We start from the raw sequence: 26,375 nt of genomic DNA, 5'->3' as shown, positions 1-26,375 counted from the left end.
CAAGACGCCCATTCCGGTGGCAGGTCGCCAAATTGTCGGCGACGATATTTTTCGGAATGTTCGGGTCATCGGCACTTGCCTTGGGTACGTTGCTGCCGGCAGCCACCTTCGAGGAAGGGCGACCATGACCTGCAGAGACCGTGCGCTAACGCTGTTTGCGGTGATTGCTGCCATTCTGCTCGGCGTGACGTCGACGGTGGTGGCACCTCGCACACTCGCGGCGACGGTCCTCGTGGTGCCGGGCACGGGTACGCCCGACCCTGCGGCGGTGGCTGATTTCATGGCCAACGCGGTCAACTACTACGCCACACCGAATGCCCCCTCGTGCCAAGCCGTCTGCACACCGGAGCCGATCACCTACCCCGCATCGTTGTGGCCGTTGATCGGCACCGACCAGTGAAACGTGTCGGTGGCCAAGGGCGTTTCGGATCTGACCAGCACCGTGGTGAACGAGGTGACCGCCAACCCGTCGGGGCAACTCGTCGTCTTCGGCTTCTCCCAGGGCTCGTCGGTATCCAGTCAGGAGAAGAGTCTCCTGGCCAACGTTGCCGACAAGAGCCAGTACTACTTCGTCCTCGTCGGCAACCCGCAACGCCCCAACGGAGGTGTGATCGAGCGCTTGTCGGCGGTCGGCACCGTGCCGTTTCTGAACATCACGTTTGGCCTGCCGACACCGACCGACACCGGGATCGCCACCACCGACCTCGCCTACCAGTACGACGGTGTCGCCGACTTCCCCAAGTATCCGGTTAACCTGCTCGCCGATCTGAACGCACTCGCCGGCGTCATCTACGTGCACCAACTGGAAATGGCGCCCAACGGTAAGCAGCCCAATCCTCTCCCGTACGGCTACACGACGGCCTCGCTGCTGGCGGCGGAGGCCGATCCGGCCAACCAACAGCAGTTCGGTGACACCACCTACATCACCATTCCGGCGACCGGTCTGCCCCTACTGCGTCCGCTCGAGGCTCTCGGTGCGGCTACCGGCACCAGCCTGCTGGTCACCCCATTGGTCGACCTGACCCAGCCGGCGTTGCAGGTTCTCATCGAAACCGGTTACGACCGAACCAATTACGGCGACCCCAGCCCGGCCGCACTGATTCCCCCCATCAATCCCATCACGCTGGCCACGGACCTGGTGGCCGCCGTCGACCTGGGGCTGCACAACGCAGTATCGAATCTCGGCAACACCACACCCGTCCCGTTGGCGCCGTACCGTGGACCGGGTCAGTCGACCACCACCTCGGATATTCCAACCGCTGCAACCACTTCGGTCGCTGTTGCGGCGCCGGCGCAGCCGATCGATCAGATTGCGCAGGCCAGGGTCAAACGTAAAGTCGTGAAGCCGGCCGCCGAGACGGGCGCTGCCACGGCAGCGGCACCGAGCGGGACCCGCTCGACTTCGGGCAGCCACGCCGGGCACCGTCAGGCCAGCTGAGGTCGGCGATCGACCGCGACTACCTCGCGACGTCGGCGCGGACGCAGACCGTCACATACGGCAGTGCCAGGCCGGTCGAGGAAGCCAGGGCGGGATGGGTGTTCAGCAGTTCCCGCACGCGTTCCAGGGTTCTGTCCCGTACTTCAGCCGGCGAGGTGATGCAGTAGCTGCGCGATGCCACCAAGTCGATAAGTGCTTGCGGCGTAAGGTAATTGGTCCATTCGACCAGATGTCGTCCAGCTCCGGTGAACGAGTCGGGCAGCGTCACCTCGTAGGTGAACGGATCGACCTCGCGGCCGATGATGCGGCCGAGGTCCCTGACCCAGCCCGACCGTTCGTCGCGGTTGTTCCACACCAGGCCGAGCCGCCCGCCCGGGCGCAGCACCCTGGTCACCTCGGGTATCGCGCGTTCGGGATCCACCCAGTGCCAGGCCTGACCCACCAGGACCGCGTCGACACTGTTGTCCGCCAGGGGGATCTCTTCTGCGGTACCCAGTAGCGCGGGCGTGTCTGGCAATGAAGTGCTGAGCACTTCGAGCATCTCCGCGATCGGATCGACGGCGATGACGTCGAGCCCGCGCTCGACCAGGCGTGCCGTCAGTTTGCCGGTACCGGCGCCCAGATCGAGCACGGTGCGGGCATCCGGTGGCAGCAGCCAGTCGATGGCCTCCGGCGGGTAGGACGGCCTGCCGCGCTCATAGGCCGAGGCCTCCGAGCCGAACGACAGTGACTGCTCTTGCCGGGACCGGGTCACCGCGCCGCCAGCTCAAGCGTCTGTCGGATCAGCACGCCGACCGCATCTGACTCGACGAGGAATCCGTCGTGCCCGTAGATCGACTCCACCACATTGAGGCCCGGACAGCCCGGCAGCAGATCGGCCAGTTCCTGCTGCAGTCGCAGGGGATACAGCCGGTCGGAGGTGATGCCGCCGACCACCACCGGTACCGGACAGGACTGTAGGGCCGCAGCCACCCCGCCGCGGCCGCGGCCGACGTCGTGGCTGGACAACGCCTCGGAGAGAATCACGTAGCTTCCCGCATCGAAACGTCCAACAAGCTTTTTGCCCTGGTATTCCAGGTAGCTCTGCACGGCATAGCGCCCACCGGACAGCGGATCCTCGTCGCCTTGAGCCGTATTGCCGAAGCGGGTGTCCAATTCGGTCTCACCGCGGTACGTCAGATGCGCGAACCGGCGGGCGACCTCAAGGCCGGCCTCGGGTATGCGGCCCGTGCCGTGGTAGTCGCCGCCCTGCCAGTCCGGATCCGCCTTGATGGCCGCGATCTGTGTGCTCTGGGTGCCGATCTGGTCAGCAGTGGCGCGGGCGCCGACCGCCAGCACCAGTGCCGCGCGGACCGCATCGGGGTAGCCGACGGCCCACTCCAGGGCTCGCGCCCCACCCATCGAGCCGCCGACGACAGCGGCGACCTCGGTGATGCCGAGGGCTGCCAGCGCCGCCACATCAGCCGCGACCTGATCCCGCACCGAGACCAGTGGGAACCGCGATCCCCACGGTTTCCCGTCGCGGGCCAGTGAACTCGGTCCGGTGGAGCCGCGACAGCCACCGAGCACGTTGGTGGAGATCGCACACCAGCGGTTGGTGTCGATCGGTGCGCCGGGACCGGCCACACCGTCCCACCACCCGGGTGTCGGATGACCCACACCCGCGGGCCCGGTGATGTGTGAGTCGCCGGTCAGAGCGTGCAGGACGACGACGACGTTGTCGCGGGTAGGGGAGAGCTCCCCCCATCGTTGGACGGCGATACTGACGTCGTCGATCACCGCGCCGCTTTCCAGCGTCAGCGCTCCGATGCCGACCACGCCGATCTCTCCTTCGGCGGGCAGCGTCACTATGCGTTCGTCGGAGATGGTCACGGGACTACGCTTTCTCGCCACAGCCTGCTCAAACGGCCGCCACGGCATGCGGATCGGCGGCAGCGCCCGATCCGACTGAACCGGCCGCGGCGAATCCTTGCTCCAGATCGGCGAGAATGTCGTCGATCCCTTCGATCCCGACGGCCAACCGCACCAGCCCGGGTGTGACGCCGGTGGCGAGCTGCTCGGCGGGGGAGAGCTGAGCGTGGGTGGTGGACGCCGGGTGGATCACCAGTGAGCGGACGTCACCGATATTGGCCACATGGCTGTGCAGTGTCAGCGCGTTGACGAACGCCTTCCCGGCTTCGACGCCGCCGGCCAACTCGAACGCAAGTACGGCGCCAGTTCCCTTGGGTGCCAGCTGCTTTCCCCGCTCGTACCACGGTGAGCTCGGCAGCCCGGCGTAGTTGACGGACACCACGTCGTCGCGGCCCACCAGGAACTCGGCGACGCGTTGCGCATTCTGCACATGGCGCTCGACGCGCAGGCTCAACGTTTCCAGGCCCTGCGCCACCAGGAAGGCGTTGAACGGCGCCGCGGCCGAGCCGTAATCGCGCAGCAGCTGGACTCGAGCCTTGAGCGCGTAGGCGGGTGGGCCCAGTTCGGCGAACACCACCCCGTGGTAGCTCGGGTCGGCAGTGGTGAAGCCGGGATGGCGCCCCTGTGTCCAGTCGAAATTGCCGCTGTCGACGATCACGCCTGCGATCGCCGAGCCGTGCCCGCCCAGATACTTCGTCGCCGAGTGCACCACGATGTCGGCGCCGTGGGCGATCGGTTGGATCAGATACGGCGTGGCGATGGTGTTGTCGACGATCAGTGGCACGCCGTTGTCGTGGGCCACGCCCGAGACGCCGGGAATGTCGAGGATGTCGATCTGCGGGTTGGAGATCGTCTCGGCGAAGAAAGCCTTGGTGTTCGGCCGGACTGCGGCCCGCCAGGAGTCCAGGTTGTCGGGGTCGTCGACGAAGCTGACCTCGATGCCCAGCTTGGGCAGCGAATAGTGGAACAGGTTGTACGTGCCGCCGTAGAGTCGCGGGCTCGACACGATGTGGTCGCCCGCCTGTGCCAGGTTCAGGATGGCGAAGGTCTCCGCGGCCTGCCCCGATGCCAGGAGCAGTGCGGCCACCCCGCCTTCGAGCGCGGCGATGCGCTGCTCGACGACGTCCTGGGTGGGATTCATGATGCGGGTGTAGATGTTGCCGGGCTCGGCGAGCCCGAACAGGGCCGCAGCGTGATCGGTGTCCCGGAAGACGTACGACGTGGTCTGGTAGATCGGCAGCGCCCTGGCGCCGGTTGCCGAATCGGGGGTCTGGCCGGCGTGGACCTGTTTGGTCTCGAAGGACCAGTTGGCGGTCGGGTCGTCGGGATTGGTCATGTGATGTTCTCCTGAGGAAACGCGCCCGGCCGGTGTCAGACCGGGCGAGGGGTGGGTTTTTTCCGCGTCAGCAGGTCAGCAACATGTGCACAATGTGGGCCTCCATCAGGTTTCCCTGTCTCGTCTGGGGGCCCGATACCCGGGCCCGCGCTTGCCGTGTGGCCTCTCGCGTGAAAATACGAGCGACTACCCAACCTGGTCAATCACCCGGGGCACCCCACCGCGGTTGGAGGGTTGCCGGCCAGCGAGCCGGGGCTTGACGCTGGCACTCATGACCGTTGCCCACGATATCGCAATCAACTGTTCGTCTGCCAGTGGGTTCGCCGCGTGCTCAACGTCTCCCCAGAGGTGGAAGTTTTCTGGACCCGTGTCGCACGTAGCGTGGGCTGCGACGCGATACTGGTAGTCGCTTGAACAACGAGTGGCACCACAGACACTGACGCCGGGAGAGAACAGCACATGAGCGCGGAGCAGCCGACCATCATCTACACGCTGACTGACGAGGCGCCGCTGCTTGCGACGTACGCCTTCCTGCCGATCGTGCAGGCCTTCTCGGCGCCGGCCGGCATCAACATCAAAACCAGCGACATCTCGGTGGCGGCGCGCATCCTGGCCGAGTTCGGCGACTACCTGACCGACGAGCAGCGCGTGCCGAACAACCTGGCCGCCCTCGGTGAGCTGACGCAGCTGCCTGAGACGAACATCATCAAGCTGCCGAATATCAGCGCCTCGGTCCCGCAGCTGCTGGCCGCGATCAAAGAACTGAAGTCCAAGGGCTACGACCTTCCCGATTTCCCCGGCGATCCGAAGACCGACGAGGAGAAGGAAATCCGGCAGCGGTACGGCACGTGCCTGGGTAGCGCCGTGAATCCGGTTCTGCGTGAAGGCAACTCGGATCGGCGGGCCCCCAAGGCGGTCAAGGAGTACGCGAAGAAGCATCCGCACAGCATGGGCGAGTGGTCGATGGCCTCACGCACGCATGTGGCGCATATGCGGGAGGGCGATTTCTACCACGGCGAGAAGTCGTTGACGCTGGACAAGGCCTACGACGTCAAGATGGAGCTGGAGACCACCAGCGGCGAAACCGTCATACTCAAGCCCAAGGTGTCGCTGCGCGCGGGCGACGTCATCGACAGCATGTTCATGAGCAAGAAGGCGCTGTGCGATTTCTACGAGGCGCAGATGGAAGACGCCTACAAGACGGGCGTGATGTTTTCGCTGCACGTCAAGGCGACGATGATGAAGGTGTCACACCCGATCGTCTTCGGCCACGCGGTGAAGGTGTTCTACAAGGACGCGTTCGCCAAGCACCAGGAGCTGTTCGACGAGCTGGGTGTCAACGTCAACAACGGCTTGAGTGATCTCTACAGCAAGATCGAGTCGCTACCGGAAACGCAGCGCGAGGAGATCATCCGCGATCTGCACGCCTGCCACGAGCATCGGCCCGAGCTGGCCATGGTGGATTCGGCCAAGGGCATCTCGAACTTCCACTCGCCCAGCGACGTGATCGTCGATGCGTCGATGCCCGCGATGATCCGTCTCGGCGGCAAGATGTACGGCGCGGACGGTAAGACCAAGGACACCAAGGCCGTCAACCCCGAGTCCACCTTCTCCCGCATCTACCAGGAGATCATCAACTTCTGTAAGACAGAGGGGCAGTTCGACCCGCGGACGATGGGCACCGTCCCCAACGTCGGTCTGATGGCACAGCAGGCCGAGGAGTACGGCTCGCACGACAAGACTTTCGAGATCGCCGAGGGCGGCGTCGCCAACATCGTCGATCTGGCCACCGGCGATGTGCTGGTGTCGCAGAACGTCGAAGAAGGCGACATCTGGCGGTTGTGCATCGTGCACGACGACCCGATCCGCGACTGGGTCAAGCTCGCCGTCACTCGGGCCCGCAATTCCGGTATGCCGGTGGTGTTCTGGCTCGATCAGGAACGCCCGCACGAGAACGAGCTGCGCAAGAAGGTCGAGGTCTACCTCAAGGATCACGACACCGAGGGACTCGACATCTCGATCATGTCGCAGGTCCGCGCCATGCGGCACACGATCGAGCGCGCCAGCCGCGGTCAGGACACCATCGCCGCGACGGGCAATATCCTGCGCGACTACCTCACCGACCTGTTCCCGATCCTGGAGCTGGGCACCAGCGCAAAGATGTTGTCGATCGTGCCGCTGATGGCCGGTGGTGGACTGTATGAGACCGGTGCCGGTGGTTCGGCTCCCAAGCACGTCAGCCAGCTGGTCGAGGAGAACCACCTGCGCTGGGATTCGCTGGGTGAGTACCTCGCGCTGGGCGCCAGCCTGGAGGATCTCGGCATCAAGACCGACAACGAGCGGGCCAAGATTTTGGCCAAGACCCTCGACGCCGCAACGGGCACGCTGCTCGACAACAACAAGAACCCGTCGCGTAAGACCGGTGAGCTCGACAACCGGGGCAGCCAGTTCTATCTCGCGATGTACTGGGCGCAGGAGCTCGCCGCGCAGACCGAGGACAAGGAACTGGCCGAGAGCTTCGTCCCGCTCGCCGAGACGCTGGCTAAGAACGAAGACACCATCGTCGCCGAACTGGCTGAGGTACAGGGCAAGTCGGTCGATATCGGTGGTTACTACTACCCGGACGCGGAGAAGACCACGGCGGTGATGCGGCCGAGCAAGACCCTCAATGCCGCGTTGGAAACCGTCAAGGCCTAGGGACTCACCTTCGCGAGCAGACGCAAATTGGCACCACATTCGCGGTCAGCGAGGGGTGTCTGCGTCTGCTCGCGCTAGTTGGTGCCCCGCGCTACCTGGTGCTCAGCCCGCCGACACGTCGCTGGCGGGCGCGGTGTGCTCGTCGACGAAATCGGCGATCAGCTCGGTGACACGTCCTGGCGCCTCGAGCATCGGGATGTGCCCGACGCCGTCGAGGCGGCTCACGCGTGACGTGGACGGCAGGTGGTCGGTGAAATGTCTGCTGTACCGAGGGTGCGGCAGCACGCGGTCGAACTCGCAAGTGACCAGGTGTACCGGTGCCTGCGCGTCGGCGAGCTCCTTGAGCCCGGGTGCGGTGAGCGATTTGATCAGCAGCTGAACGTAGGCCGGGCAGTGGGTCGCATCCTCGATGAGCGTGACGAGCTCGGGCTGGCGCGGGCCGTCGGCCGGACCACTGATCGCCAGTGTGGCGATGCGGCGGGCGAACGGCAACTGCAGAATCCGTTCGGCACCCAGCAGGCGCGCCGCCAGCAACGCGGGGCCACCGGCCAGGAACTTGGCGACGATCTCGAACTTGACCGGCGACAGGTCGCTCCAGCCGCCGGCCGGGGCGATCGCGGTCAACGTCCGCGCCCGGCCGCGCCGCTCGAGTTCGAACGACACCCAGCCGCCGAGCGAGTTGCCGACGATATGGGCGGTCTCCCAGCCGAGCTCGTCGAGTTGGCGTTCGATCTCATCGGCGAAGACATGGGTGTCGAGCAGCCAACTGCGGGTCCGTGGCCCGCCATGATGACCCACCATCGTCGGTGCGAACACCTCGAAGCGGCCGGTCTCGGCCAGCTGGTCGGCAACCGTCGACCACACTTCCTGCGAACACAGGAAGGGGTGGAGCAACAGGACCGGTTCACCGGTCCCGACATGGATCGGTTCGCGTCGGAACGTCATGTGCCGACTCTAGCAAGAACCCGGTACCGCCGGTATCGGGTGGAGGGTCGTCGGCCAGCCGTTAGGGTCTTGCTCCGTGATCGTCAGCACCATCAACGTCAATGGCATCCGGGCCGCCGTCAAAGAACGCTCAGAAGACAACCGCGGCCTGCTGCCCTGGCTGGCGAACACCCGCGCCGACGTGGTGTGCCTGCAGGAGACCCGCGCCGACGACGACCAACTCGCGGCGGCGCTGGCCCCGGCACTCGCCGCGGGGTGGCAGCTGGCCTCGGCCGAGCCACACCTCAAGGGCCGCAATGGCGTCGCGCTGCTGAGCCGTCACCCGTTCGCCGAAGTCCGGGTCGGGTTCGGCGCCGAGGAGTTCCTGTCTCACGGCCGCTATCTGGAGGCTGACGTCGACGGGCTGACTGTTGGCAGCGTCTATGTCCAGACCGGCGAGGCCGATACTCCTCGTCAGCTCGAGAAGGAGCGGTTCATGGCCGCGCTCGCCGAGCGGATGGCCCAGCTGGCCGCCACCGGCCGTGATGCCGTGATCTGCGGCGACTGGAACATTGCGCACACCGAGGCGGATATCAAGGCGTGGAAGGCCAACGTCAAGAAATCGGGCTTCCTGCCCAGCGAACGCGCCTGGGTGGGCACGCTGCTGGAAGCGGGCTGGGTGGACGTCGTCCGGCAGCAGCATCCTGATGTGGCGGGGCCGTACAGCTGGTGGTCGTGGCGAGGCAAGGCGTTCGACAACGACGCCGGCTGGCGCATCGACTACCACCTCGCCACTGCCGGGCTGGCGGCGCGGACGGTGTCCGCGGGAACCGAGCGGCCCGCCGCCTATGCGCTGCGCTGGTCCGATCACGCCCCGGTGACCGTCGAGTTCGCCTGAGTCCACTAGCTCGCCGGCGGACAGCCTTCCCGCGTCGGCGCCGTCACTGCGTCCGGCGCTTCCTCGATCGCGCCGCGCAGCACCTCGAAGGTGCGCGGATCCCAGGTCAGGGCCGTGTCCCAGGGCAGGCCGGTTGCATCCGAGGCGAAGATGCTGTGCGTGTCGTCGAAGCTCACACAGCGCCGGTGCGGGAGCACCCGGTCGCTGATATCGGTGGCCAGCGCGCTGGAGGTCGCGACGATGCCGTCGTTCGGCCACACCGTCGGATTGGCCGCACCGGGCTGGGTGAAGCGGTTGCCGCCGATCAGCACCACGGGAATCGCGTCGAGAACGCCCGCCTGGAAGTCGTTCCAACCCTGCGCGCCCATCAGGTAACCCTGGTTGACCTCGCGGGCCGATCCCGTCATCAGCAACTCAGCCCTGGCTTTCATCCCCTGCATGGCCTTCTCGCAGAAGGTGTCGCCAAGGCAGTCGGACAGCGGTGTGAGCCCGTTGGCGTAATCGGACAGGAAGCTGCCCTGCCACGGCGTCCCGATCGTGGTCAACGACCGGATGTGCACCGGTGAGCCGGTCTGCTGGAGCACCCGGAAGGCCGCCCGGGAGTACAACCCGCCCATCGAATGTCCGACCACGTCCACCTCGTCGACGCCGCGCTCGGTGTGCAGATAGTTCAGGAACCGCGCCAGATGCTCGCCGGCGAGGTCGATGCTGCCGGTGGAATCCACCGTCATCACGTCGGGCAGCGTGACCGGGCAATCGCCGAACGGGCCGAAGCCGGTCTGGTCGGCCACCGGCCCACGTCCGTTCATCGCGGGGGACGTGTAGACGATGTATCCCTGGCCCAGCAGATAATCGCGGATCGCGGTATCGCTGTTGCCCGCCGCCAGCCCGGTTTCACAGGCCAGGTCGGGGGTGGTGAACGGGCTGACGGCGTCGCCGCCGGAGACGATCACCACGGCGCGGTGCGCCGGCGGTTCGGCGTGGGCGGTCGCGGTAACCGATGCGAGGAATGCGCAGATAACAGTGGTCAGGGTAATTATCAGGCGCACAGTGCTCTCCCAGGGTGACGGTCGAGTCATGGTATGGCCGGGTGCGGGCACTGCACGGTAGGCGCGGGCGCGCATGAAATGATCGAAACATCATGAGCGACACCAATCAGTCCCGTCAGGTGGTCTTCTCCGGCGCCCAACCCACCTCCGATTCCCTGCACCTCGGCAATGCGCTGGGCGCAGTCAACCAGTGGGTCGGCATGCAGGACGACTACGACGCATACTTCTGTGTGGTCGACTTACACGCGATCACCATCGCGCAGGATCCTGCGGTGCTGCGCAAACGCACCCTGGTGACGGCGGCGCAGTATTTGGCGCTCGGCATCGACCCGGCGAGGGCCACCGTCTTCGTTCAGAGCCATGTGCCTGCCCACACTCAATTGGCTTGGGCGCTCGGCTGTTTCATCGGTTTCGGCCAGGCGTCGCGGATGACGCAGTTCAAGGACAAATCGCAGAAGGAAGGCGCGGACGCCACCACCGTCGGGCTGTTCACCTATCCGGTGTTGATGGCCGCCGACATCCTGGCCTACGACACCAATCTGGTGCCAGTCGGGGAGGACCAGCGCCAGCATCTGGAGTTGACGCGTGATGTCGCGCAACGCTTCAACGCCCGTTTCCCCGACACGTTCGTGGTGCCCGAGGCGATGATCCCGAAGGCGGCGGCCAAGATCTACGACCTGCAGGACCCGACAGCGAAGATGAGCAAGTCGGCCGCCACCGATGCTGGGTTGATCAGCCTGCTCGACGACCCCGCCAAGACTGCGAAGAAGATCCGTTCGGCGATGACCGACAGCGACCGGGAGATCCGCTTCGACACCGTAGCCAAACCAGGTGTGTCGAACCTGCTGACCATCCAGTCCGCCGTTACCGGTGCCGCTGTGGACAAGCTGGTCGAGGGTTACGCGGGCCGCGGCTACGGCGACCTGAAAAAGGACACCGCCGACGCGGTCGTCGAATTCGTCACCCCGATCAAGAAGCGCGTCGACGAACTCCTGGCCGATCCGACCGAACTGGAGGCGATCCTCGCCACCGGTGCGCAGCGGGCCCGGGAAGCGACTGCAAACACGGTCAACCGGGTATATGACCGTTTAGGGTTTCTACCGCAACAGCAGTGAGCGCCGGAAGGCAGGCAATGACAGAACCGGCCGAGCCCGAGAAGAAGCCTGGTTTGCTGGATCGCTTTCGCGCCAAGTGGTCGTGGTTCGACCACGTCATGCGCGGCCAAGAGCGCTACAACGACAGCAAGGGCGACTTCTACGCCGCCGGGATCACGTACTTCACCATCTTTGCGCTCTTCCCATTACTGATGGTCGGTTTCGCGGCCGGCGGGTTCGTGCTGGCCAGCCGACCTGAGCTCCTCGCCCAACTCGAGGGGAAGATCAAGTCGACCATCACCGGAGACTTCGGCGAGCAGCTGGTGGGGTTGATGGATTCGGCCATCGACTCGCGTACCTCGGTGGGCGTGATCGGCCTGGCCACCGCGGCCTGGGCGGGGCTGGGCTGGATGGCCAATCTGCGCGAGGCGCTGAGCCAGATGTGGGGTAAACAGCGCGGCGAGTCGCCCGGATTCGTCAAGACCAAGATCTCGGATCTGCTCGCGCTGTTGTCGGCCTTCGTCGCCATCGTGCTGACCGTCGCGTTGACCGCACTGGGCAGTTCCAGGTTGCTCGCGACGGTGCTGTCCTGGCTGGGCATCCCGGATTCGACGATGCTCAGCGTGGTGCTGCGTCTGGCGTCGTTGCTGATGTCGCTGTTCGTATCCTGGCTGCTGTTCACCTGGATGATCGCCCGGCTGCCACGGGAATCGATCACCTTCCGCAGCAGTGTGGCGGCCGGGCTGATAGCCGCCGTCGGCTTCGAGATCTTCAAGCAGGTGGCGTCGATCTATCTGCGCAGCGTCCTGACCGGGCCCGCCGGAGCGACGTTCGGCCCGGTGCTGGGCCTGATGGTGTTCGCCTACATCACCGCGCGGCTGGTGCTGTTCGCGACGGCCTGGGCGGCCACGTCCAAGGACAACCTGCGTGAGGACACCGTGGCGCCCCCGCCGCCTGCGGTGATCAACACCAGGCTGATCACCCGGCCAGGCCTGGGCATTCCGCAGGCCGTCGCCGCGGCGGCCGCGGGAGCGATTGGTGCGCTGAGCCTTTCGCGGTTCCGCCGCCGCTGAGCGCAGCTACTGCACGCGGCGGCGACGGGCGGTCAGGACGGCGAAGACGATCCCGCCTGCCACGACGACACCTGCGGTCGCGATCCCGACCCAGATCCAGACACCGTCCCAGACAGAGGGTTTCGACGACTCCTCGTTGGCCAGCAGCTGGACCTTGTAGCCCGGCAGCGGGCCTTCGGCCGGGGCGCTGAGGCCCGGCAGCTGTTCGGTCTTGGTGATGGCGAACAGGTCCTCACCCTTGGTGGTCTTCGCCCACTGCCCCCAGGCCGGCACTTCGCCATCGAGCAGGACGCGGCGTGCGCCGCCCACGCTCGGATCGTCGCCGAGGTCGTAGAGCTTCTTGACCCGGAACGGCTTCGAGTTCCCCGTGGTGTACCGGAGCTGGACGAGAACGTTCTCGAAACTCTTCGGTGCGGCCGGCTTGGCTGGTGGCGGCTGGCCCGGTGCCGGCTTGTAACCGCCGCCGGAGAAGCTGCCGACAGAGGCGGTCGAGACCGTCTTCGGGTCTTTCATCGTCAACGCGGTGAAGCTGTAGACGCCAGGCGTTTTGGCGTCGACCACGACGCGCTGTAGCGGATTCACCGTGACGATGCGCGGAGCGTTGTCGTAGGTGTAGATGACCTGAAGCGGGCTGTCGTAAGGGTTGATGATGATCGGGCGGTAGTAGGTGTCGTAGCCGACCCAGGACGAACTCCACGACGTCACCGACTGGCTCCAACTCGACGAGGTCGTCGTGCTGCTGCTGCTGGAGGTGGTGCTGGAGATGATCTGGGAATCGACGATATCGCGCAGGTCGTCGATCTCGGCGGTACTGGCGACGGCGGGATTCACTTCGACGGCATTGCCGGTCTCGGCGGCGCGCGCGTCGGCGTCCGGCGCGTCGGCGACGTTGAGGTCGGGATTGATCGGGTCCTCGTCGGGGATGTCCCGCTGCTCCGAGGCCGGGGGAGCGTCGCTGGTGCCAGGGGAGTTGTCGGGCGCCGGATTCTCGGGGGCCGAGGGCTCGTTGGGCGCCGGTTCGCCGGCGTTGGGCTCATTGCCCGGTTCTTCCGCGCCCGGTGATTCCTGTTGGGGCCCAGCCGGTTCGGGGGCTCCAGGGTCGGGCTCGTCTGCTGCGGGCGCGTCCGGCTCGGGCGCCTGGGGTTCGGGGGCCTCGGGTTCGGGCGCTTCTGGTTCCGGGGCTGGTTCGACGGCCTCGGGTTCGACGTCGACGGCCTCGGTGGACGTGTCGTCGTCGATCGGGTCTGCAGTCGCGACGGGAACGCCGGCAAAGGCGATCGACGTCGAGACCAAAAGCGAGGACAGCATGATCACCGCCCGGCGAGAACTATCTGCGGAACGAAGTGCCATCCGGGCCTCCAGACTCGTGGTGGGAAAGAACGCGTGAATCCGGTCGGGTGTCGCACCCGACGTGGGGCGAACCGGCTGCCGCAACGACGGTGCGCCGCACCCGTGCGAAAGCGATCAAGATCCCCCCAAGTTCATTACGCGAACGACACGGTTGTGCCGACCGCGGCGGGCGAATATTACCAACGCGACGAAATGTTGGGCGGACAATCGGAAACGGTGTGCCGTCAGACAGCGGTGGTGGGCTTCGTCGGCTGCGGCTCTTCGATAACGTTCCACCGGGCGTTTCCGGCACGCGCCGCATCAAAGTACGTGCCGGTCAGCGTGATCGTCGTGTCGCCAACCGTGATCTCCATGTCGCCGTAGTAGCGGGTGATCGGCGTCTCCACCATGATCCTGGTCTGGTATCCGGGCCTGATGGTGTAGGTCAGCGATGTTCCGAAGCTCTTGGCTTCCGCCGACGACTTTCCGTATTCTGCGGCGATTTCCGCTGACGCGAGTGCGATCACCTTGAAGCCGACTTTGGTCGAGAGCTTCCAATTGGAGGTGACGGTTTCGGTGGTGCTTTCTGAGACTGTTCTGGACATGTTGGTGCCGGTGTTATTGGTGTCCAGACTATTCACCTGACGTACTGCGCTATAGGTATCCAGCTTCGAGGTGATCTTGAAACTGCAGGTCACGCCATTTTTGTCGCAGAGCGCATTGACGGCTGCGGCCTGGTCGTCAGACTGTTGAGCGGGGATGACGACGTTGCTGCCCGATTTGGCGAGCAGGCCGATCTTCGTCTTGTCGTTGCCGGTGTTGAGGCAGTTTCCCTGCTGGCATGAGGTGACGGTCGAAAGTCCGTCGGAGAACAGCGGATTCACCGTTATCGACACGACGTAGGTTTGTTTCGTCTCAGGCTGGTAGTAGGTCAGGGTTCCGCCGTTGCCGGTCCAGAAGTACCGGGTGACTTCGAAATGCTGCGTGGCGCCGGGCAGCAGCACTGTTCCGTTGGCCGGACCGCCGCCCCGGGTGTCATACGTCTGGGACTGAAGCACGATCGGGTACCCGGTGAGGTTGGTGATGTCGTATCCCAGGGTCCAATCGTTGCCCCGCGGGGGTGTGTAGACCGGCGGGCCCGCCGCCGCAGGCGAGGTCGAAAGCTCGTTGTCGGGGACGTCTGCCCCCGCGGCGGGGGTTGAGCCAAGGGTGCCCGCCTGACCGTTGAGCGAGATGACGGTGATCGGTGCAGTGCCGGTGCCGAGCAGATCGGCGTGGGCGACGATGATAACCGGACCGTTGGCCCCGTTGACGGCGACGACGCTGGTCGGGCCACTCGCGACGGGAAGGTCGGCCACCTCGAACGTTCGGGTGTCGATCACCGATACTTCGTTCGACAGTGCGTCGGTCACGTAGAGCTGGGTTCCGTCGGCGCTCAGCGCCAGTCCGCTCGGGTAGTCCCCGACCCGGATCGGTGAACCGATGGCGGTGAGCGTCTTCGTGTCGATCACCGATACGGTGCCGTCATCGCTGATCGTCGAATCACCGGAATTCGCAACGTATAACCGTGAGCCGTCGGCGCTCAGCGTGATCGCGGTCGGCGCCTCTCCGACGGTGGCGGTGCCCACCACCGCGTAGCGCAGCGTGTTGATCACCGAGACCGTGCCGGTATCCGAGTTGGCCACGTACAGATAACGTCCGTCGGGGCTCACGGCCAGGCCCAGCGGATTCGCCCCGACCGAGATGGTGCTGACGACCTTGCCTGCGGCCGTGTCGATCACCGATACCGTGCCATCGCCGGAATTACTGACATAGGCGCGATTTCCGTCGGCGCTCAACACGATTGCGCTTGCGTCGGTTCCGACCTGAACCGGCTTGCCCACCAACTGACCGGTGGCGGTGTTGATCACCGACACGGTGTCGCCGGCGTCGTCGAGCACGTAGATCCGGTTGCCGGAGGGACTGACGGCGATCGCCGTGGGCTGGCCGCCGACGGTGATCGGTGCACCGACCTGGCCGGTACGCAGGTCGATCACGGATACCGTGCCGTCGTGGATATTGGTGACGTAGGCGCGGGTTCCGTCTTTGCTCACCGCCATACCGAACGGGAAGCTGTCGGTGCCAACCTGATTCACCGTCGAGGAGACGGCGCGCGGCGACACGGTGATCCCGGTGACGTCGACGTCCACCGCTGCGCTGACGGTGGTGCCGACCGCCACTGTGAAGGAATCGGTCAGGCCGGGTGTCAGCGCGGCGCTGATCCGTCCGATGATGCTCGGCGTGTACGTAAAGTGCCCGGTGACCGAGTCGAACGTCACCGTGCCGTATTTGGGCTTGTTGAGCACGGTGTAGGTGAAGCCGGCGGCGGGTGAGTTCGGGTCCTTGACCCCCAGCGATCCGCTGACCTGGCCCGTGGCCGGGTCGGGGGTGCCGCTGTCGGGTGCGCTGATCACGACCACCGGCTCGCCGATCCGTACCGAGACCTCGACCACGGTGACGCCCGGCTGGCTGAAGAGCCGAAAACCCTGGTCGCGCACGGTGACAGTGAAGGTGTCGGTGCCGGTGAAGGACGGATCGCCGGGCTTATAGGTGTAGCTGCCGTCGGACCCGACGGTGACGGTGCCGGCGGTGGGTTGCTGATCCACGGTGTACGTCATCGGATCGCCGTCGGGATCGACAGCACCGAGTGTGCCGCGCACCAGTCCGTCGGCGGTGACCGAGGTCTGGACGGGGTGGGCGATCGGTGCCTGGTTGTAGAAGGCGCCGATGAACTGTCGGCGGGCCCAGGCCAGAACCGTCCACAGGGTGGGGGATTGGGCCGGTGCGGTGGGCGAGCCGCCGAGACCGAGGGCGGCGAGAAGTCCGGAGACGAGGGCTTCCGGGCCGGCAGATGGTTGCGCCGCAGGTGCAGTGTCGACGACTGCTGTGCTCGGGGTGGACGCCGGGCTGGCCACGGCGGTCTGGATCGTGGTCCGTGCCGCGGGCGACGACGTGGTCTTGGGCTTGGGTGAAGACGCACCGGTAGCGCCGCCGGCCGTGGCAACGGGTGCGACATCAGCGGTGCTGATGGTGGCGGCGGGCTTGATGTTCGGGGCCACCGGTGATTCGGCGACGGACGAACGCGCTGCCCCGTTGTCCTTCGCCGCGGTGGGGGTGTTGTTGCCGGCGGCGGTCTTGGCTTTGCTTGACGCCGTGTGATCGGCTCCGGTTTTCGGACCTGAGTGTCGCGACGCGTTCGCGGAAGTCCCCGCAGTATCCGATGTGCCGGTATCGGCTGCGGCCACCCCGTGGCCCGTCGCCGCCGCCAGCCCCAGGCCCGTCGCTACCACCAGTCCGCTCACCCGCGAACTACGTGAATCCCCCATTGTGCCCAACCCTGTTCCTCAATCGACCTTTACGACAACTCTTCGCATGCGCGGCAAACACCGTGACGCATTCGTCAAAAAAGGTAGCAGGAACCAAGCAAGCGGCGGGTGTACACGAAGAGGAAAGTCTGTGACTTTGTATCCAAACCGTCGGCCGGAGGAGAGTGCGCCGGGTGCAGACCGGCAGCGGCGTAGGGCTCGGTAGCTAGACGCGCGACCGGCGGTTCGTCGAGCGGGCGATCATGATCAGGCTGAAGACGATGATCGTGCCGACCACGGCGACGCCCACCCGCACCGGCGTCGCGTCGGCGGCGTCCACGAACGGTGCGGCCTTGGCGGAGGTCTTTTCGGCCGCCGCGGATGCTGCGTCGGCAGGGTCGGACTTCACCAGAGATGGATCGGGGTCGACGAGCGTGCCCACCTTGGTTCCGGGCGGCGTGGAGAAGCCGTAGTCCAGCAGCCGGGCCGCCTGCTCCCACGGGGCGTCGGGCAACCTGGTGCCGCGCATCGTGATCGCTACCAGCCGTCTGCCGTCGCGCTCGGCCGCACCGACGAAGGTCTGTCCGGCGTCGTCGGTGTAGCCGGTCTTGCCGCCGAGCGCACCGGGGTAGTTCCCCAGCAGCTTGTTGTCGTTCTCGATCTCGTACGGCGGATTTCCGTCACGGCCGGGGAAGTTGTAGGTCTGGGTGTGCACGATGTCGGCGAACTTCGGGTTCTCCCAGGCGTAGCGGTAGAACAACGCGATGTCGTAGGCCGAGGTGCTCATGCCCGGCCCGTCGAGACCCGATGGGGTGGCGGCGCGGGTGTCCTTACCGCCGAGCTTGGCCGCGAGGGTGTTGACCTTGGTCAGGGCGGTGTCCCAACCCCCCAGTTGCATCGCCAGAGCGTGCGCGGCGTCGTTGCCCGAATGCATCAACAGGCCGTGCAGCAAGTCGTTGATGGTGTACATGCCGCCCGGGGCGACACCGACCCGGGTGCCCTCGGCGTTGGCGTCGTCCTGCGTGCCCGGGACGAGTTTGTTGACGTTCAGCTCGTTGAGTGCGGCCATCGCCGTCAGCACTTTGATGATCGAGGCGGGACGGTGGCGCCCGTGCGGATCCTTGGCGGCGATGATCTCACCGGTATCGAGATCGGCGAGCACCCATGCCTCGGCGGAAATCCCATCGGGCACCGGCGGCGTGCCCGGTGCGGTGATCAGCCCGCAGTTGCCCAGTGCGTCACCACCGACCGGGGTGGCGGGAACCGGCATCGGTAGCGGAGGGTCCCCCGCGGTGGGGACTTCCGAGGAGTCGACGGCCGGCGGAGTGCTCACCTTGTACGGGCAGGGGTCGGTGGCGGCCTCGGGATCCGCATATGCCAGCGCGGGAGCGCTCATCACAAAAAGGGTCACTGCCAGGGCAGCAGCCCGCCGAGAGACGGATCGTAAGGTCGCCATGGTGTGTGCAGATTAAGCGAAAGGGCGCCAATTCCGGCGGAGCCACACTGTGACTGGTGGGGTTGAAGTTACTAATGTGAGCCCGCGAGTGATGACATGGAGGTCACCACGACGGGGTGCTCGCACGTCCTCGCAGAGGTTTCTAACCGAAGTCAGACTCGCCCGCGGGCAGCGCGCAGTGGGCAAGCGCCGGATTGCCGATACACGCCAGCCACAGCCGGCCGTCGTGCTCGACGAGTCCGGTCGTCTGGCCGAAATCCGGATGGGTGGTGTGCACACCGGCCACGGGCGCGCCGGTCGCGGGGTCGAAAGCGACGGCCCAGACTTCGGGCGTGATCTTCGGCTGCAGCCGTTCGGGTAGTCGCCACACCAGTTGGCGCAGCAGGGGAGGGCGCGGTGTCAGCCACTCGACGGCCGGGTTGGCCGGGCTGACGATCGCGCACCAGATACGGCCGTCGGCGCCGGTGGACAGGTTGTCCGGGTAGCCGGGGAGGTTCTCGACCAGTGGTGACACGTGCCCGGCCTGCGGACCGGTCAGTGCGTAGCTCGACAGTCGCCGCGCTTGCGTCTCGGCGAACACCAGAGCTGACTCGTCGAGGGTCAGGGTGACGCCGTTGGCGAAGTAGAGCCCGGCGAGCACAGTGGTCACCGTGCCGTCGGGATCGCGACGGAAGAGGCTGCCGCGGCCGCGGGCTTCCAGGATGGCGGCCGAGAAGTCCGCGTAGGTGAACTCGCTCGTCGACTCCGTGAAATAGATCGTGCCGTCGGATGTTTCGACTACGTTCGAGCAGAACTGCAGCGCGCGGCCGTCCACCGATTCGACCAATTTCTGCACTGCACCGGTGGCAGTGTCCATCGCGAGCAGGCCACCGGGACTGGTACAGATCAGCAGCCGTCCGTCGCGGCTGACTGCCAGCCCCAGCGGCCGGCCCGCAGTATTACCCACCACTGCGGGCGCGCCGTCGGTGCCGATGCGGATGATCCGGCCGTCGGCCAGACCTGTGTAGATCTGGCCGACGGCGTCGACCACCACGTCCTCCGGGGCGTCGCCGGGAACGCCGACCACCGTCAAGTCGGTCGGCCCGTAGTCCGGCAACGGGTCGATCGGCGGTGGCCGCCAGCGGACCGGGTCGATCGACGGTTTCGGCACGGGCTACAGCCGCGCCGACGCCTCGGTCAGCACGCCCCGCAGGATCTCGTAGATGGCGTCGAATTCCTTCTGCCCACTGATCAGCGGCGGAGCCAGCTGGACCACTGGGTCGCCACGGTCGTCGGCGCGGCAGTACAGGCCGGCCTCGAACAGGGCGGGGGTGAGGTACCCACGCAGCAGCCGCTCGCATTCCTCGTCGTTGAAGGTCTCCTTGGTCGTCTTGTCCTTGACCAGTTCGATGCCGTAGAAGAAGCCTTCGCCGCGCACGTCACCGACGATCGGGATGTCGTACAGCTTCTCCAGCGTGCTCTTGAACGCCGGCGCCAGCTCCTTGACGTGGTCGTTGATGCCTTCGCGTTCGAAGATGTCGAGGTTGGCCAGCGCCACCGCCGAGGACACCGGGTGCCCGCCGAAGGTGTAGCCGTGCCCGAACACCGTCTGGCCGTCGTTGAAGGGCTCGAACAGCCGGTCGCTGGCGACCATCGCGCCGATCGGCGAGTAGCCCGACGTCAGGCCCTTGGCGCAGGTGATGATGTCCGGCACGTAGCCGAAGTCGTTGCAGGCGAACATCGATCCGATCCGGCCGTAGGCGCAGATCACTTCGTCGGAAACCAGCAGTACGTCGTACTCGTCGCAGATCTCGCGGACCCGCTCGAAGTACCCGGGCGGCGGCGGGAAGCAGCCGCCCGCGTTCTGTACGGGCTCGAGGAAGACCGCGGCGACGGTGTCGGGGCCCTCGAACTCGATGGCCTCGGCGATGCGGTCGGCGCAGTAGCGTCCCCACGCCTTCGGATCGGTGCTGAACTGCTCAGGCGCCCGGTAGAAGTTGGTGTTGGGCACCCGGAAGCCGCCGGGGGTCGGCGGATCGAACGGCGCCTTGAATGCCGGGATGCCGGTGATGGCCAACGCTCCCTGCGGCGTGCCGTGATAGGCGATCGACCGCGATATCACCTTGTATTTGCCCGGCTTACCGGTCAGCTTGTAGTACTGCTTGGCCAGCTTCCAGGCACTTTCGACGGCTTCGCCGCCGCCGGTGGTGAAGAAGACCCGGTTCAGGTCACCTGGTGCGTAGCCGGCGATCCGCTCCGCGAGTTCGACCGCGGGCGGGGTGGCGAACGACCACAGCGGGAAGAACGCCAGGGTCTCGGCCTGTTTGGCGGCCGCCTCGGCCAGTTCGGCGCGGCCGTGGCCGACCTGGACGACGAAGAGTCCAGACAGCCCGTCGATGAATTTGTTGCCTTCGCTGTCCCAGATGTGGACGCCCTCACCGCGGGTGATGATCGGTGGTGTGATCCCGGCGCCATGTCGGGCGAAGTGGCCCCACAGATGGCGGTCGGCTTTGGCGGAGAGCTCGCTGGTGGTGGCTACCCGTGATTCGGTGATTGTCATCTCGTACCCCAATTATATTGTTGCTTAACAAGTTTCAGGTAAACCAAGGTTTCGGTGGATATCACTCCCGGTACGGCTCGGATTTTTGTGTTGAGTAGGTCGAGCAGGTCGCCGATATTGTTGCTTAACAAGTTTCAGGTAAACCAAGGTTTCGGTGGATATCACTCCCGGTACGGCTCGGATTTTTGTGTTGAGTAGGTCGAGCAGGTCGCCGTCGTCCTCGCAGACCACTTCGACGATGGCGTCGAAGGATCCGGCGGTGAGCACGACGTAGTCCACGGAATCGATGGCGGACAGTTTCTCGGCGACTTTGAGGGTGTCGCCGGTGCAGCGGATGCCGATCATCGCCTGGCGGGCGAATCCCAGTTGCATGGGATCGGTGACCGCGACTATCTGCATCACCCCGGCGTCGACGAGTCGTTGGACCCGCTGGCGCACCGCGATCGCCTGGCGGGCGAATCCCAGTTGCATGGGATCGGTGACCGCGACTATCTGCATCACCCCGGCGTCGACGAGTCGTTGGACCCGCTGGCGCACCGCGGCCTCGGACAGGCCGACAGCCTTACCGATCCCCGCATAGGACCGACGGCCGTCTTGCTGCAGTTTCTCGATGATGGCCTTGGACAGTTCGTCGAGCTGCATACCCGGTCCACCTTCTCTGGCGGCGCGAAGCGTCACCGGGCCGACTGGTCCACCCGATTCTCGCATGCTGACGATTGTGCACGGATTCAGTTGTGAAGAGCAACCATTACGACAGATATCCTCGGTCAGGCGCCTCTCTATCGCGGGATTACGTAGTCTGGTGGAGGCCGGGGGGAGGCGGATCAGTTACCTTTGAGCCATGACTTCCACAGTGTCCGAGACGACCCTGAAAGTAGCCGGCAGCTGGATCGACGGATCCCCTGTCGTGACTGGTGGGCCCACGCACCGAGTGGTGAATCCGGCCGACGGAACGACGGTAGCCCAGTTGGCCCTGGCCACGCCCGCCGATGTCGATGTAGCGGTGGCCTCAGCCCGTGCCGCGCTGCGCGGCTGGTCCACCGCCGCGCCGGTGGAGCGTTCGACCGTCCTGGCCAAGCTCGCCGAACTCGTCAGCGCCAACGCCGAGGTGTTCATCGCCGAGGAGGTCGCCCAGACCGGTAAGCCGGTCCGGTTGGCCACCGAGTTCGACGTGCCGGGCAGTATCGACAACATCTCCTTCTTCGCCGGTGCGGCAAGACATCTCGAGGGCAAAGCCACCGCGGAATACTCCGCCGATCACACGTCGAGCATCCGGCGCGAGGCGGTCGGTGTCGTCGGGACCATCACGCCGTGGAACTACCCGCTGCAGATGGCGGTCTGGAAAGTGCTGCCTGCGCTGGCCGCCGGATGCACCGTGGTCATCAAACCTGCCGAGCTGACCCCGCTGACCACGTTGACGCTGGCGCGGATCGCGTCCGAGGCCGGTCTGCCCGACGGGGTGCTGAACGTGGTGACCGGTGCCGGCGCCGATGCGGGTACCGCGCTGGCCGGGCATCCGGATGTCGATGTCGTGACGTTCACCGGTTCCACCGCGGTCGGCCGGAAGGTGATGGCCGCAGCCGCCGTGCACGGCCATCGCACCCAGCTGGAGCTGGGCGGCAAGGCACCGTTCGTGGTGTTCGGCGATGCCGATCTCGACGCCGCCATCCAGGGCGCGGTGGCCGGGTCGCTGATCAACACCGGTCAGGACTGCACGGCCGCCACCAGGGCGATCGTCGCCCGCGAGCTCTACGACGATTTCGTCGCAGGGGTGGCCGAGGTGATGGGCAAGATCGTCGTCGGCGACCCCACCGACCCGGACACCGACCTGGGTCCGGTCATCTCGCTGGCACACCGCGACAAGATCGCCGGCATGGTCTCCCGCGCTCCCGGCCAGGGCGGCCGTGTGGTCACCGGCGGTGTGATCCCCGATCTGCCCGGTTCGTTCTACCGCCCGACACTGATCGCCGACGTCGACGAACAATCCGAGATCTACCGCGACGAGATCTTCGGTCCCGTGCTGACCGTGCGCTCCTTCGCCGATGACGACGACGCGCTGCGTCAGGCCAACGACACCGACTACGGTCTGGCCGCCTCGGCGTGGACCCGCGATGTCTACCGCGCGCAGCGGGCGTCGCGAGAGATCCAGGCCGGCTGCGTGTGGATCAACGACCACATCCCGATCATCAGCGAAATGCCACACGGCGGCGTCGGGGCGTCCGGGTTCGGCAAGGACATGTCGGACTACTCCTTCGAGGAGTACCTCACCATCAAACACGTGATGAGCGACATCACCGGTGTGGCCGACAAGGGTTGGCACCGAACGATTTTCACCAAGCGTTAGGTACCTCCTCTCGCGAGCAGACGTCGACTGCCAGGAGTTCGGCACGAAAAGTGCCACTATGCGTCTGCTCGCGTGACCTGCGGTGCGGCGCAACTGTGCCGCCCTACAACCGGCTTCGAAGAATCTGTAGATCTCTCCAGACCCACAGCGGACACCAGCGTCGGTCGGTAACGTGTTCGGCACTGCGTCATCGGCTCAGGAGAGGAAAACTGTTGGTTTTCTACGCATTTCGCTGTGAACGAGGGTGCGGTGTCATCCAGCAGAACCACCCGATGGACACTCGCCCGGATGCGGTCGACTGTCCCGAGTGCCAGGGTGTCGCCCGGCGGACAGTGGGGTCCCCGCGCCTGGGCCGGGCGGACCCCGCCGCGATGGCGCTGCACGATGCGACGCGTGCCACTGCCGATCGTCCAGCTGTGGTCCGGCACCCGCCGGCCCCGACGCGTCGCCAGAGACTGACCCACAACCCGCTGCATCGAAACCTTCCCCGGCCCTGAAAAGAGATACCCATGCCTGATCTGGTGTTCCCGCTCGATTCCACGAAGCGTTTCGTCGACCAGGAGAAGCTTGGACACAACCGCTGGCATCCCGATATCCCCCCGGCCGTCACGGTCAAGCAGGGGGATTCGTTTCGGGTGCACTGTCGCGAGTGGTTCGACGGCGCCATCGTCAACGACGATTCGGCAGACGACATTCTCAATGCTCCCTTGACCACCGTGCACGTCCTGTCCGGGCCGATCGCCGTCGAAGGCGCCCGTCCCGGTGATCTGCTGATTGTCGACATCCTCGACGTCGGTCCCATTCCGCAAGAGGACTCGGGACCGCTGGCCGGCCAAGGCTGGGGATACACCGGTATCTTCCCGACGCAGAACGGTGGCGGGTTCCTCACCGAGCAGTTCCCCGACGCCTACAAAGCCATCTGGGACTTCTCCGGGCAGAAGGCCACGTCCCGGCACGTGCCCCGAGTGGAGTTCACCGGGATCGTCCACCCCGGACTGATGGGTACCGCGCCGTCGGCGAAGTTGCTCTCGACGTGGAATACCCGGGAAGCCGCGCTGATCGCCACCGACCCGGAGCGAGTGCCGCCACTGGCACTTCCGCCCGAGCCGCGGGACGCTGTCCTCGGCGGCCTGACCGGCGACGCCTTCACGAAGGCGGCCGCGGAGGCGGCAAGGACCGCGCCGCCACGCGAGAACGGCGGTAACCAGGACATCAAGAACCTGACCAAGGGAAGCCGGGTGTTCTATCCGGTCTTCGTCGATGGTGCCAACCTGTCGGTCGGCGATCTGCACTTCTCGCAGGGAGACGGCGAGATCACCTTCTGCGGCGCCATCGAGATGGGTGGTTTCATCGACCTTCGCGTCGACGTCATCCCGGGCGGAATGGAGACCTACGGGGTTTCGGAGAACGCGATCTTCCAGCCCGGCAACACCGATCCGCAGTATTCGGAATGGTTGGCGTTCTCCGGCACATCGGTGACCCTCGACGGCGAACAGCGTTACCTCGACTCCCACCTGTCCTACCAACGGGCCTGCCTGCACGCCATCGACTACCTGACGAAGTTCGGCTACAGCCCGGAGCAGGCCTATCTGCTGCTGGGGGCCGCGCCGATCGAGGGGCGGCTGTCCGGTGTGGTGGATATTCCGAATGCCTGTGCCACTGTCTACATTCCGACCGCCATCTTCGACTTCCCGATCACGCCGTCGAAGGCCGGTCCCGTCCAGATCGATCCGGGGATCGGTGCACCCCGTTCGTCGTTTTCGTGACACCTGAACCGGTCACGGGTGCGGGTGCTCGGCGACGTCGCGCATGCCCATGTTGCGCGCCGCCCACAGTGCGATGCGAAAGTTGATCCGGTCGGTTTCGTCGAACGGCTTGGCCCCGGTCAGTTCGCTGATCTTGGCCAGTCTGTTCCGGAGCGTGTTCACGTGCACGTAGAGCTGTGCGGCGGCGGAGGAGATGTCGTTCTCCGGCGCCAGGAAGGCCTGCAGTGACGTCGTCAGGTGCGCATTGTGGATCTTGTCGTGATCGACCAGCGGGACCACCAAGCGATGGACGAACGGCACCAGCCGGACCTTTGGCACCGTGGCGAGTAGACCCTCCAGAGTGGTGATCTCGTCGATGCGGACGGATCGCCGACACCGCAACCCCTCCTGCAGCGCCTCCAGCGCTTCCGGTATCGCGTGCGCCATTGCCTGGGGGTGCGGCGCGACAGCGGTGCCACAGATCAATGCCGACCCGGCCAACGCCGCGTTGAACTCGGGGGTGTGGGCACACAGCGCGATGATCCGGTTCTCGAGCACCGCGACGGCTCCCGCGTGTGCGTCGACGAGGCGGTGCACCTCGGCGTGGGCCTCGACCGGAAAAGCGCAGACCGCCGCCGGTACGCCGGCCAGGCCCCGCGCCGCCAGCTCGTTCTCGATGGGTTCGGCGCCGAGGGTTCCGGCGACGAACCAACGCAGCATCGACCCCAGGTCGCGCTCGCGCGCATCGATGATGCGATCGGCGGTGCGCCGGGCGTCCGCCCAGTCGATGATGCGCCGGAATGGAACCGCGGCCCGCTGAGCGAGCAGCGGCAGGTCTAGCTCGCGGCATGCGGTGACCAGGGCAGCGGGTGGTTCGTCGAACAGATCTCCCAGGCCGACCAGCAAGGCGGCCGTTCCGTGTCTCTTGAGGGTGCTGACGTAGCGCTCGATGACCGCCGCCGGCTGGTCGGCCACCGGTACCCCCACGCTCAGGATCAGTTCCTGCCCCCGCAGGTAGGGCGACGGGTCGGTCAGTTCGGTGGGGTAGACGTAACGGATCGCCACGCCGGTGTCGGCGGATTCGGTCAGTGCGTCGACGTGCAGTGAGGTTTCGGTCAGCAACTCGTCGAGGCTGACCGTCCCGTCATGGGGTTGTGCGTCCGCCATCCGATCTGAGGGTTGGTTCGAGTCACCTGAA

General features: G+C 65.9%; 19 protein-coding genes, 2 pseudogenes and 1 riboswitch. Of the genes and pseudogenes, 8 read left to right on the top strand and 13 right to left on the bottom strand.

Annotated features, from left to right (window positions below):
- Positions 1–124 precede the first annotated feature (124 nt).
- Together H7J73_RS14815 and H7J73_RS14810 are read left to right on the top strand one after the other, a co-directional pair.
- Positions 125–400 (top strand): hypothetical protein, encoded by a 276-nt coding sequence (locus H7J73_RS14815; RefSeq protein WP_264068210.1) that lies wholly within the window; start codon positions 125–127, stop codon positions 398–400.
- Positions 401–409: 9 nt separating this feature from the next.
- Positions 410–1,438, top strand: coding sequence for a PE-PPE domain-containing protein (locus tag H7J73_RS14810; RefSeq protein ID WP_264068209.1), 1,029 nt, complete (start codon positions 410–412; stop codon positions 1,436–1,438).
- A gap of 19 nt (positions 1,439–1,457) precedes the next feature.
- Here H7J73_RS14810 and H7J73_RS14805 read toward each other — a convergent pair whose 3' ends face one another.
- From H7J73_RS14805 to H7J73_RS14795, 3 genes are read right to left on the bottom strand one after another with little or no spacing between them, the layout of a single operon-like run.
- Positions 1,458–2,192 carry a class I SAM-dependent methyltransferase gene (locus H7J73_RS14805; protein ID WP_264068208.1) on the bottom strand — a complete coding sequence of 245 codons (735 nt, stop codon included), beginning with the start codon at positions 2,190–2,192 and terminating at the stop codon, positions 1,458–1,460.
- Entirely contained in the window at positions 2,189–3,310 is a 1,122-nt protein-coding gene (metX, locus tag H7J73_RS14800; RefSeq protein WP_264068207.1) for a homoserine O-acetyltransferase MetX, read from the bottom strand. Before metX ends, H7J73_RS14805 begins: the two co-directional genes overlap by 4 nt.
- 28 nt (positions 3,311–3,338) lie before the next feature.
- Entirely contained in the window at positions 3,339–4,685 is a 1,347-nt protein-coding gene (locus tag H7J73_RS14795) for a bifunctional o-acetylhomoserine/o-acetylserine sulfhydrylase (RefSeq protein WP_264068206.1), read from the bottom strand.
- 142 nt (positions 4,686–4,827) lie between these two features.
- A riboswitch (SAM riboswitch) is annotated at positions 4,828–4,962 on the bottom strand.
- A gap of 182 nt (positions 4,963–5,144) precedes the next feature.
- On the opposite strand from H7J73_RS14795, the gene H7J73_RS14790 reads away from it, so the two are divergent.
- Entirely contained in the window at positions 5,145–7,382 is a 2,238-nt protein-coding gene (locus H7J73_RS14790; RefSeq protein ID WP_264068204.1) for an NADP-dependent isocitrate dehydrogenase, read from the top strand.
- A 102-nt stretch (positions 7,383–7,484) separates the two neighbouring features.
- On the opposite strand, the gene H7J73_RS14785 is transcribed toward H7J73_RS14790, so the two are convergent.
- Entirely contained in the window at positions 7,485–8,327 is an 843-nt protein-coding gene (locus tag H7J73_RS14785; protein ID WP_264068203.1) for an epoxide hydrolase EphH, read from the bottom strand.
- 76 nt (positions 8,328–8,403) lie between these two features.
- On the opposite strand from H7J73_RS14785, the gene H7J73_RS14780 reads away from it, so the two are divergent.
- Positions 8,404–9,204, top strand: a complete 801-nt coding sequence (locus H7J73_RS14780) for an exodeoxyribonuclease III (RefSeq protein ID WP_264068202.1) — start codon at positions 8,404–8,406, stop codon at positions 9,202–9,204.
- A 5-nt stretch (positions 9,205–9,209) separates the two neighbouring features.
- Here H7J73_RS14780 and H7J73_RS14775 read toward each other — a convergent pair whose 3' ends face one another.
- Positions 9,210–10,253, bottom strand: coding sequence for a lipase family alpha/beta hydrolase (locus H7J73_RS14775; protein ID WP_308207418.1), 1,044 nt, complete (start codon positions 10,251–10,253; stop codon positions 9,210–9,212).
- 92 nt (positions 10,254–10,345) lie between these two features.
- Between H7J73_RS14775 and trpS the strand changes: the two genes are divergently transcribed.
- Both trpS and yhjD read left to right on the top strand, forming a co-directional pair.
- Positions 10,346–11,368, top strand: coding sequence for a tryptophan--tRNA ligase (gene trpS, locus H7J73_RS14770; RefSeq protein WP_264068201.1), 1,023 nt, complete (start codon positions 10,346–10,348; stop codon positions 11,366–11,368).
- A 17-nt stretch (positions 11,369–11,385) separates the two neighbouring features.
- Positions 11,386–12,420 (top strand): inner membrane protein YhjD, encoded by a 1,035-nt coding sequence (yhjD, locus tag H7J73_RS14765; RefSeq protein WP_264068200.1) that lies wholly within the window; start codon positions 11,386–11,388, stop codon positions 12,418–12,420.
- Between the two features lie 6 nt (positions 12,421–12,426).
- On the opposite strand, the gene H7J73_RS14760 is transcribed toward yhjD, so the two are convergent.
- The 7 genes and pseudogenes from H7J73_RS14760 to H7J73_RS14730 all read right to left on the bottom strand — a co-directional run.
- Positions 12,427–13,770 (bottom strand): hypothetical protein, encoded by a 1,344-nt coding sequence (locus tag H7J73_RS14760; RefSeq protein ID WP_264068199.1) that lies wholly within the window; start codon positions 13,768–13,770, stop codon positions 12,427–12,429.
- A gap of 224 nt (positions 13,771–13,994) precedes the next feature.
- Positions 13,995–17,114, bottom strand: a complete 3,120-nt coding sequence (locus H7J73_RS14755) for a cadherin-like domain-containing protein (RefSeq protein WP_264068197.1) — start codon at positions 17,112–17,114, stop codon at positions 13,995–13,997.
- 205 nt (positions 17,115–17,319) lie between these two features.
- Complete coding sequence (locus H7J73_RS14750) at positions 17,320–18,549, bottom strand: D-alanyl-D-alanine carboxypeptidase family protein (protein WP_264068196.1); 1,230 nt, start codon at positions 18,547–18,549, stop codon at positions 17,320–17,322.
- A gap of 142 nt (positions 18,550–18,691) precedes the next feature.
- Positions 18,692–19,699, bottom strand: coding sequence for an SMP-30/gluconolactonase/LRE family protein (locus H7J73_RS14745; protein WP_264068195.1), 1,008 nt, complete (start codon positions 19,697–19,699; stop codon positions 18,692–18,694).
- Positions 19,700–19,702: 3 nt separating this feature from the next.
- Positions 19,703–21,088 (bottom strand): aspartate aminotransferase family protein, encoded by a 1,386-nt coding sequence (locus H7J73_RS14740; protein WP_264068194.1) that lies wholly within the window; start codon positions 21,086–21,088, stop codon positions 19,703–19,705.
- Positions 21,085–21,198 (bottom strand): annotated as a pseudogene (locus tag H7J73_RS14735) (AsnC family transcriptional regulator); the annotation flags it as partial. The gene H7J73_RS14740 and the pseudogene H7J73_RS14735, both read right to left, overlap by 4 nt.
- A gap of 4 nt (positions 21,199–21,202) precedes the next feature.
- Positions 21,203–21,796 (bottom strand): annotated as a pseudogene (locus H7J73_RS14730) (Lrp/AsnC family transcriptional regulator); the annotation flags it as partial.
- 133 nt (positions 21,797–21,929) lie between these two features.
- On the opposite strand from H7J73_RS14730, the gene H7J73_RS14725 reads away from it, so the two are divergent.
- Entirely contained in the window at positions 21,930–23,432 is a 1,503-nt protein-coding gene (locus H7J73_RS14725; protein ID WP_264068193.1) for a gamma-aminobutyraldehyde dehydrogenase, read from the top strand.
- Between the two features lie 509 nt (positions 23,433–23,941).
- Complete coding sequence (gene fmdA / locus H7J73_RS14715) at positions 23,942–25,198, top strand: formamidase (RefSeq protein WP_264068191.1); 1,257 nt, start codon at positions 23,942–23,944, stop codon at positions 25,196–25,198.
- Between the two features lie 12 nt (positions 25,199–25,210).
- On the opposite strand, the gene H7J73_RS14710 is transcribed toward fmdA, so the two are convergent.
- Entirely contained in the window at positions 25,211–26,344 is a 1,134-nt protein-coding gene (locus tag H7J73_RS14710; protein WP_264068190.1) for a PucR family transcriptional regulator, read from the bottom strand.
- Between the last annotated feature and the right edge of the window lie 31 nt (positions 26,345–26,375).

Source organism: Mycolicibacterium komossense (assembly GCF_025822605.1).
GTDB lineage: Bacteria > Actinomycetota > Actinomycetes > Mycobacteriales > Mycobacteriaceae > Mycobacterium > Mycobacterium komossense.
The sequence above is the reverse complement of the archived record's forward strand: the minus strand, read 5'-3'. Positions and strand labels throughout refer to the sequence as shown.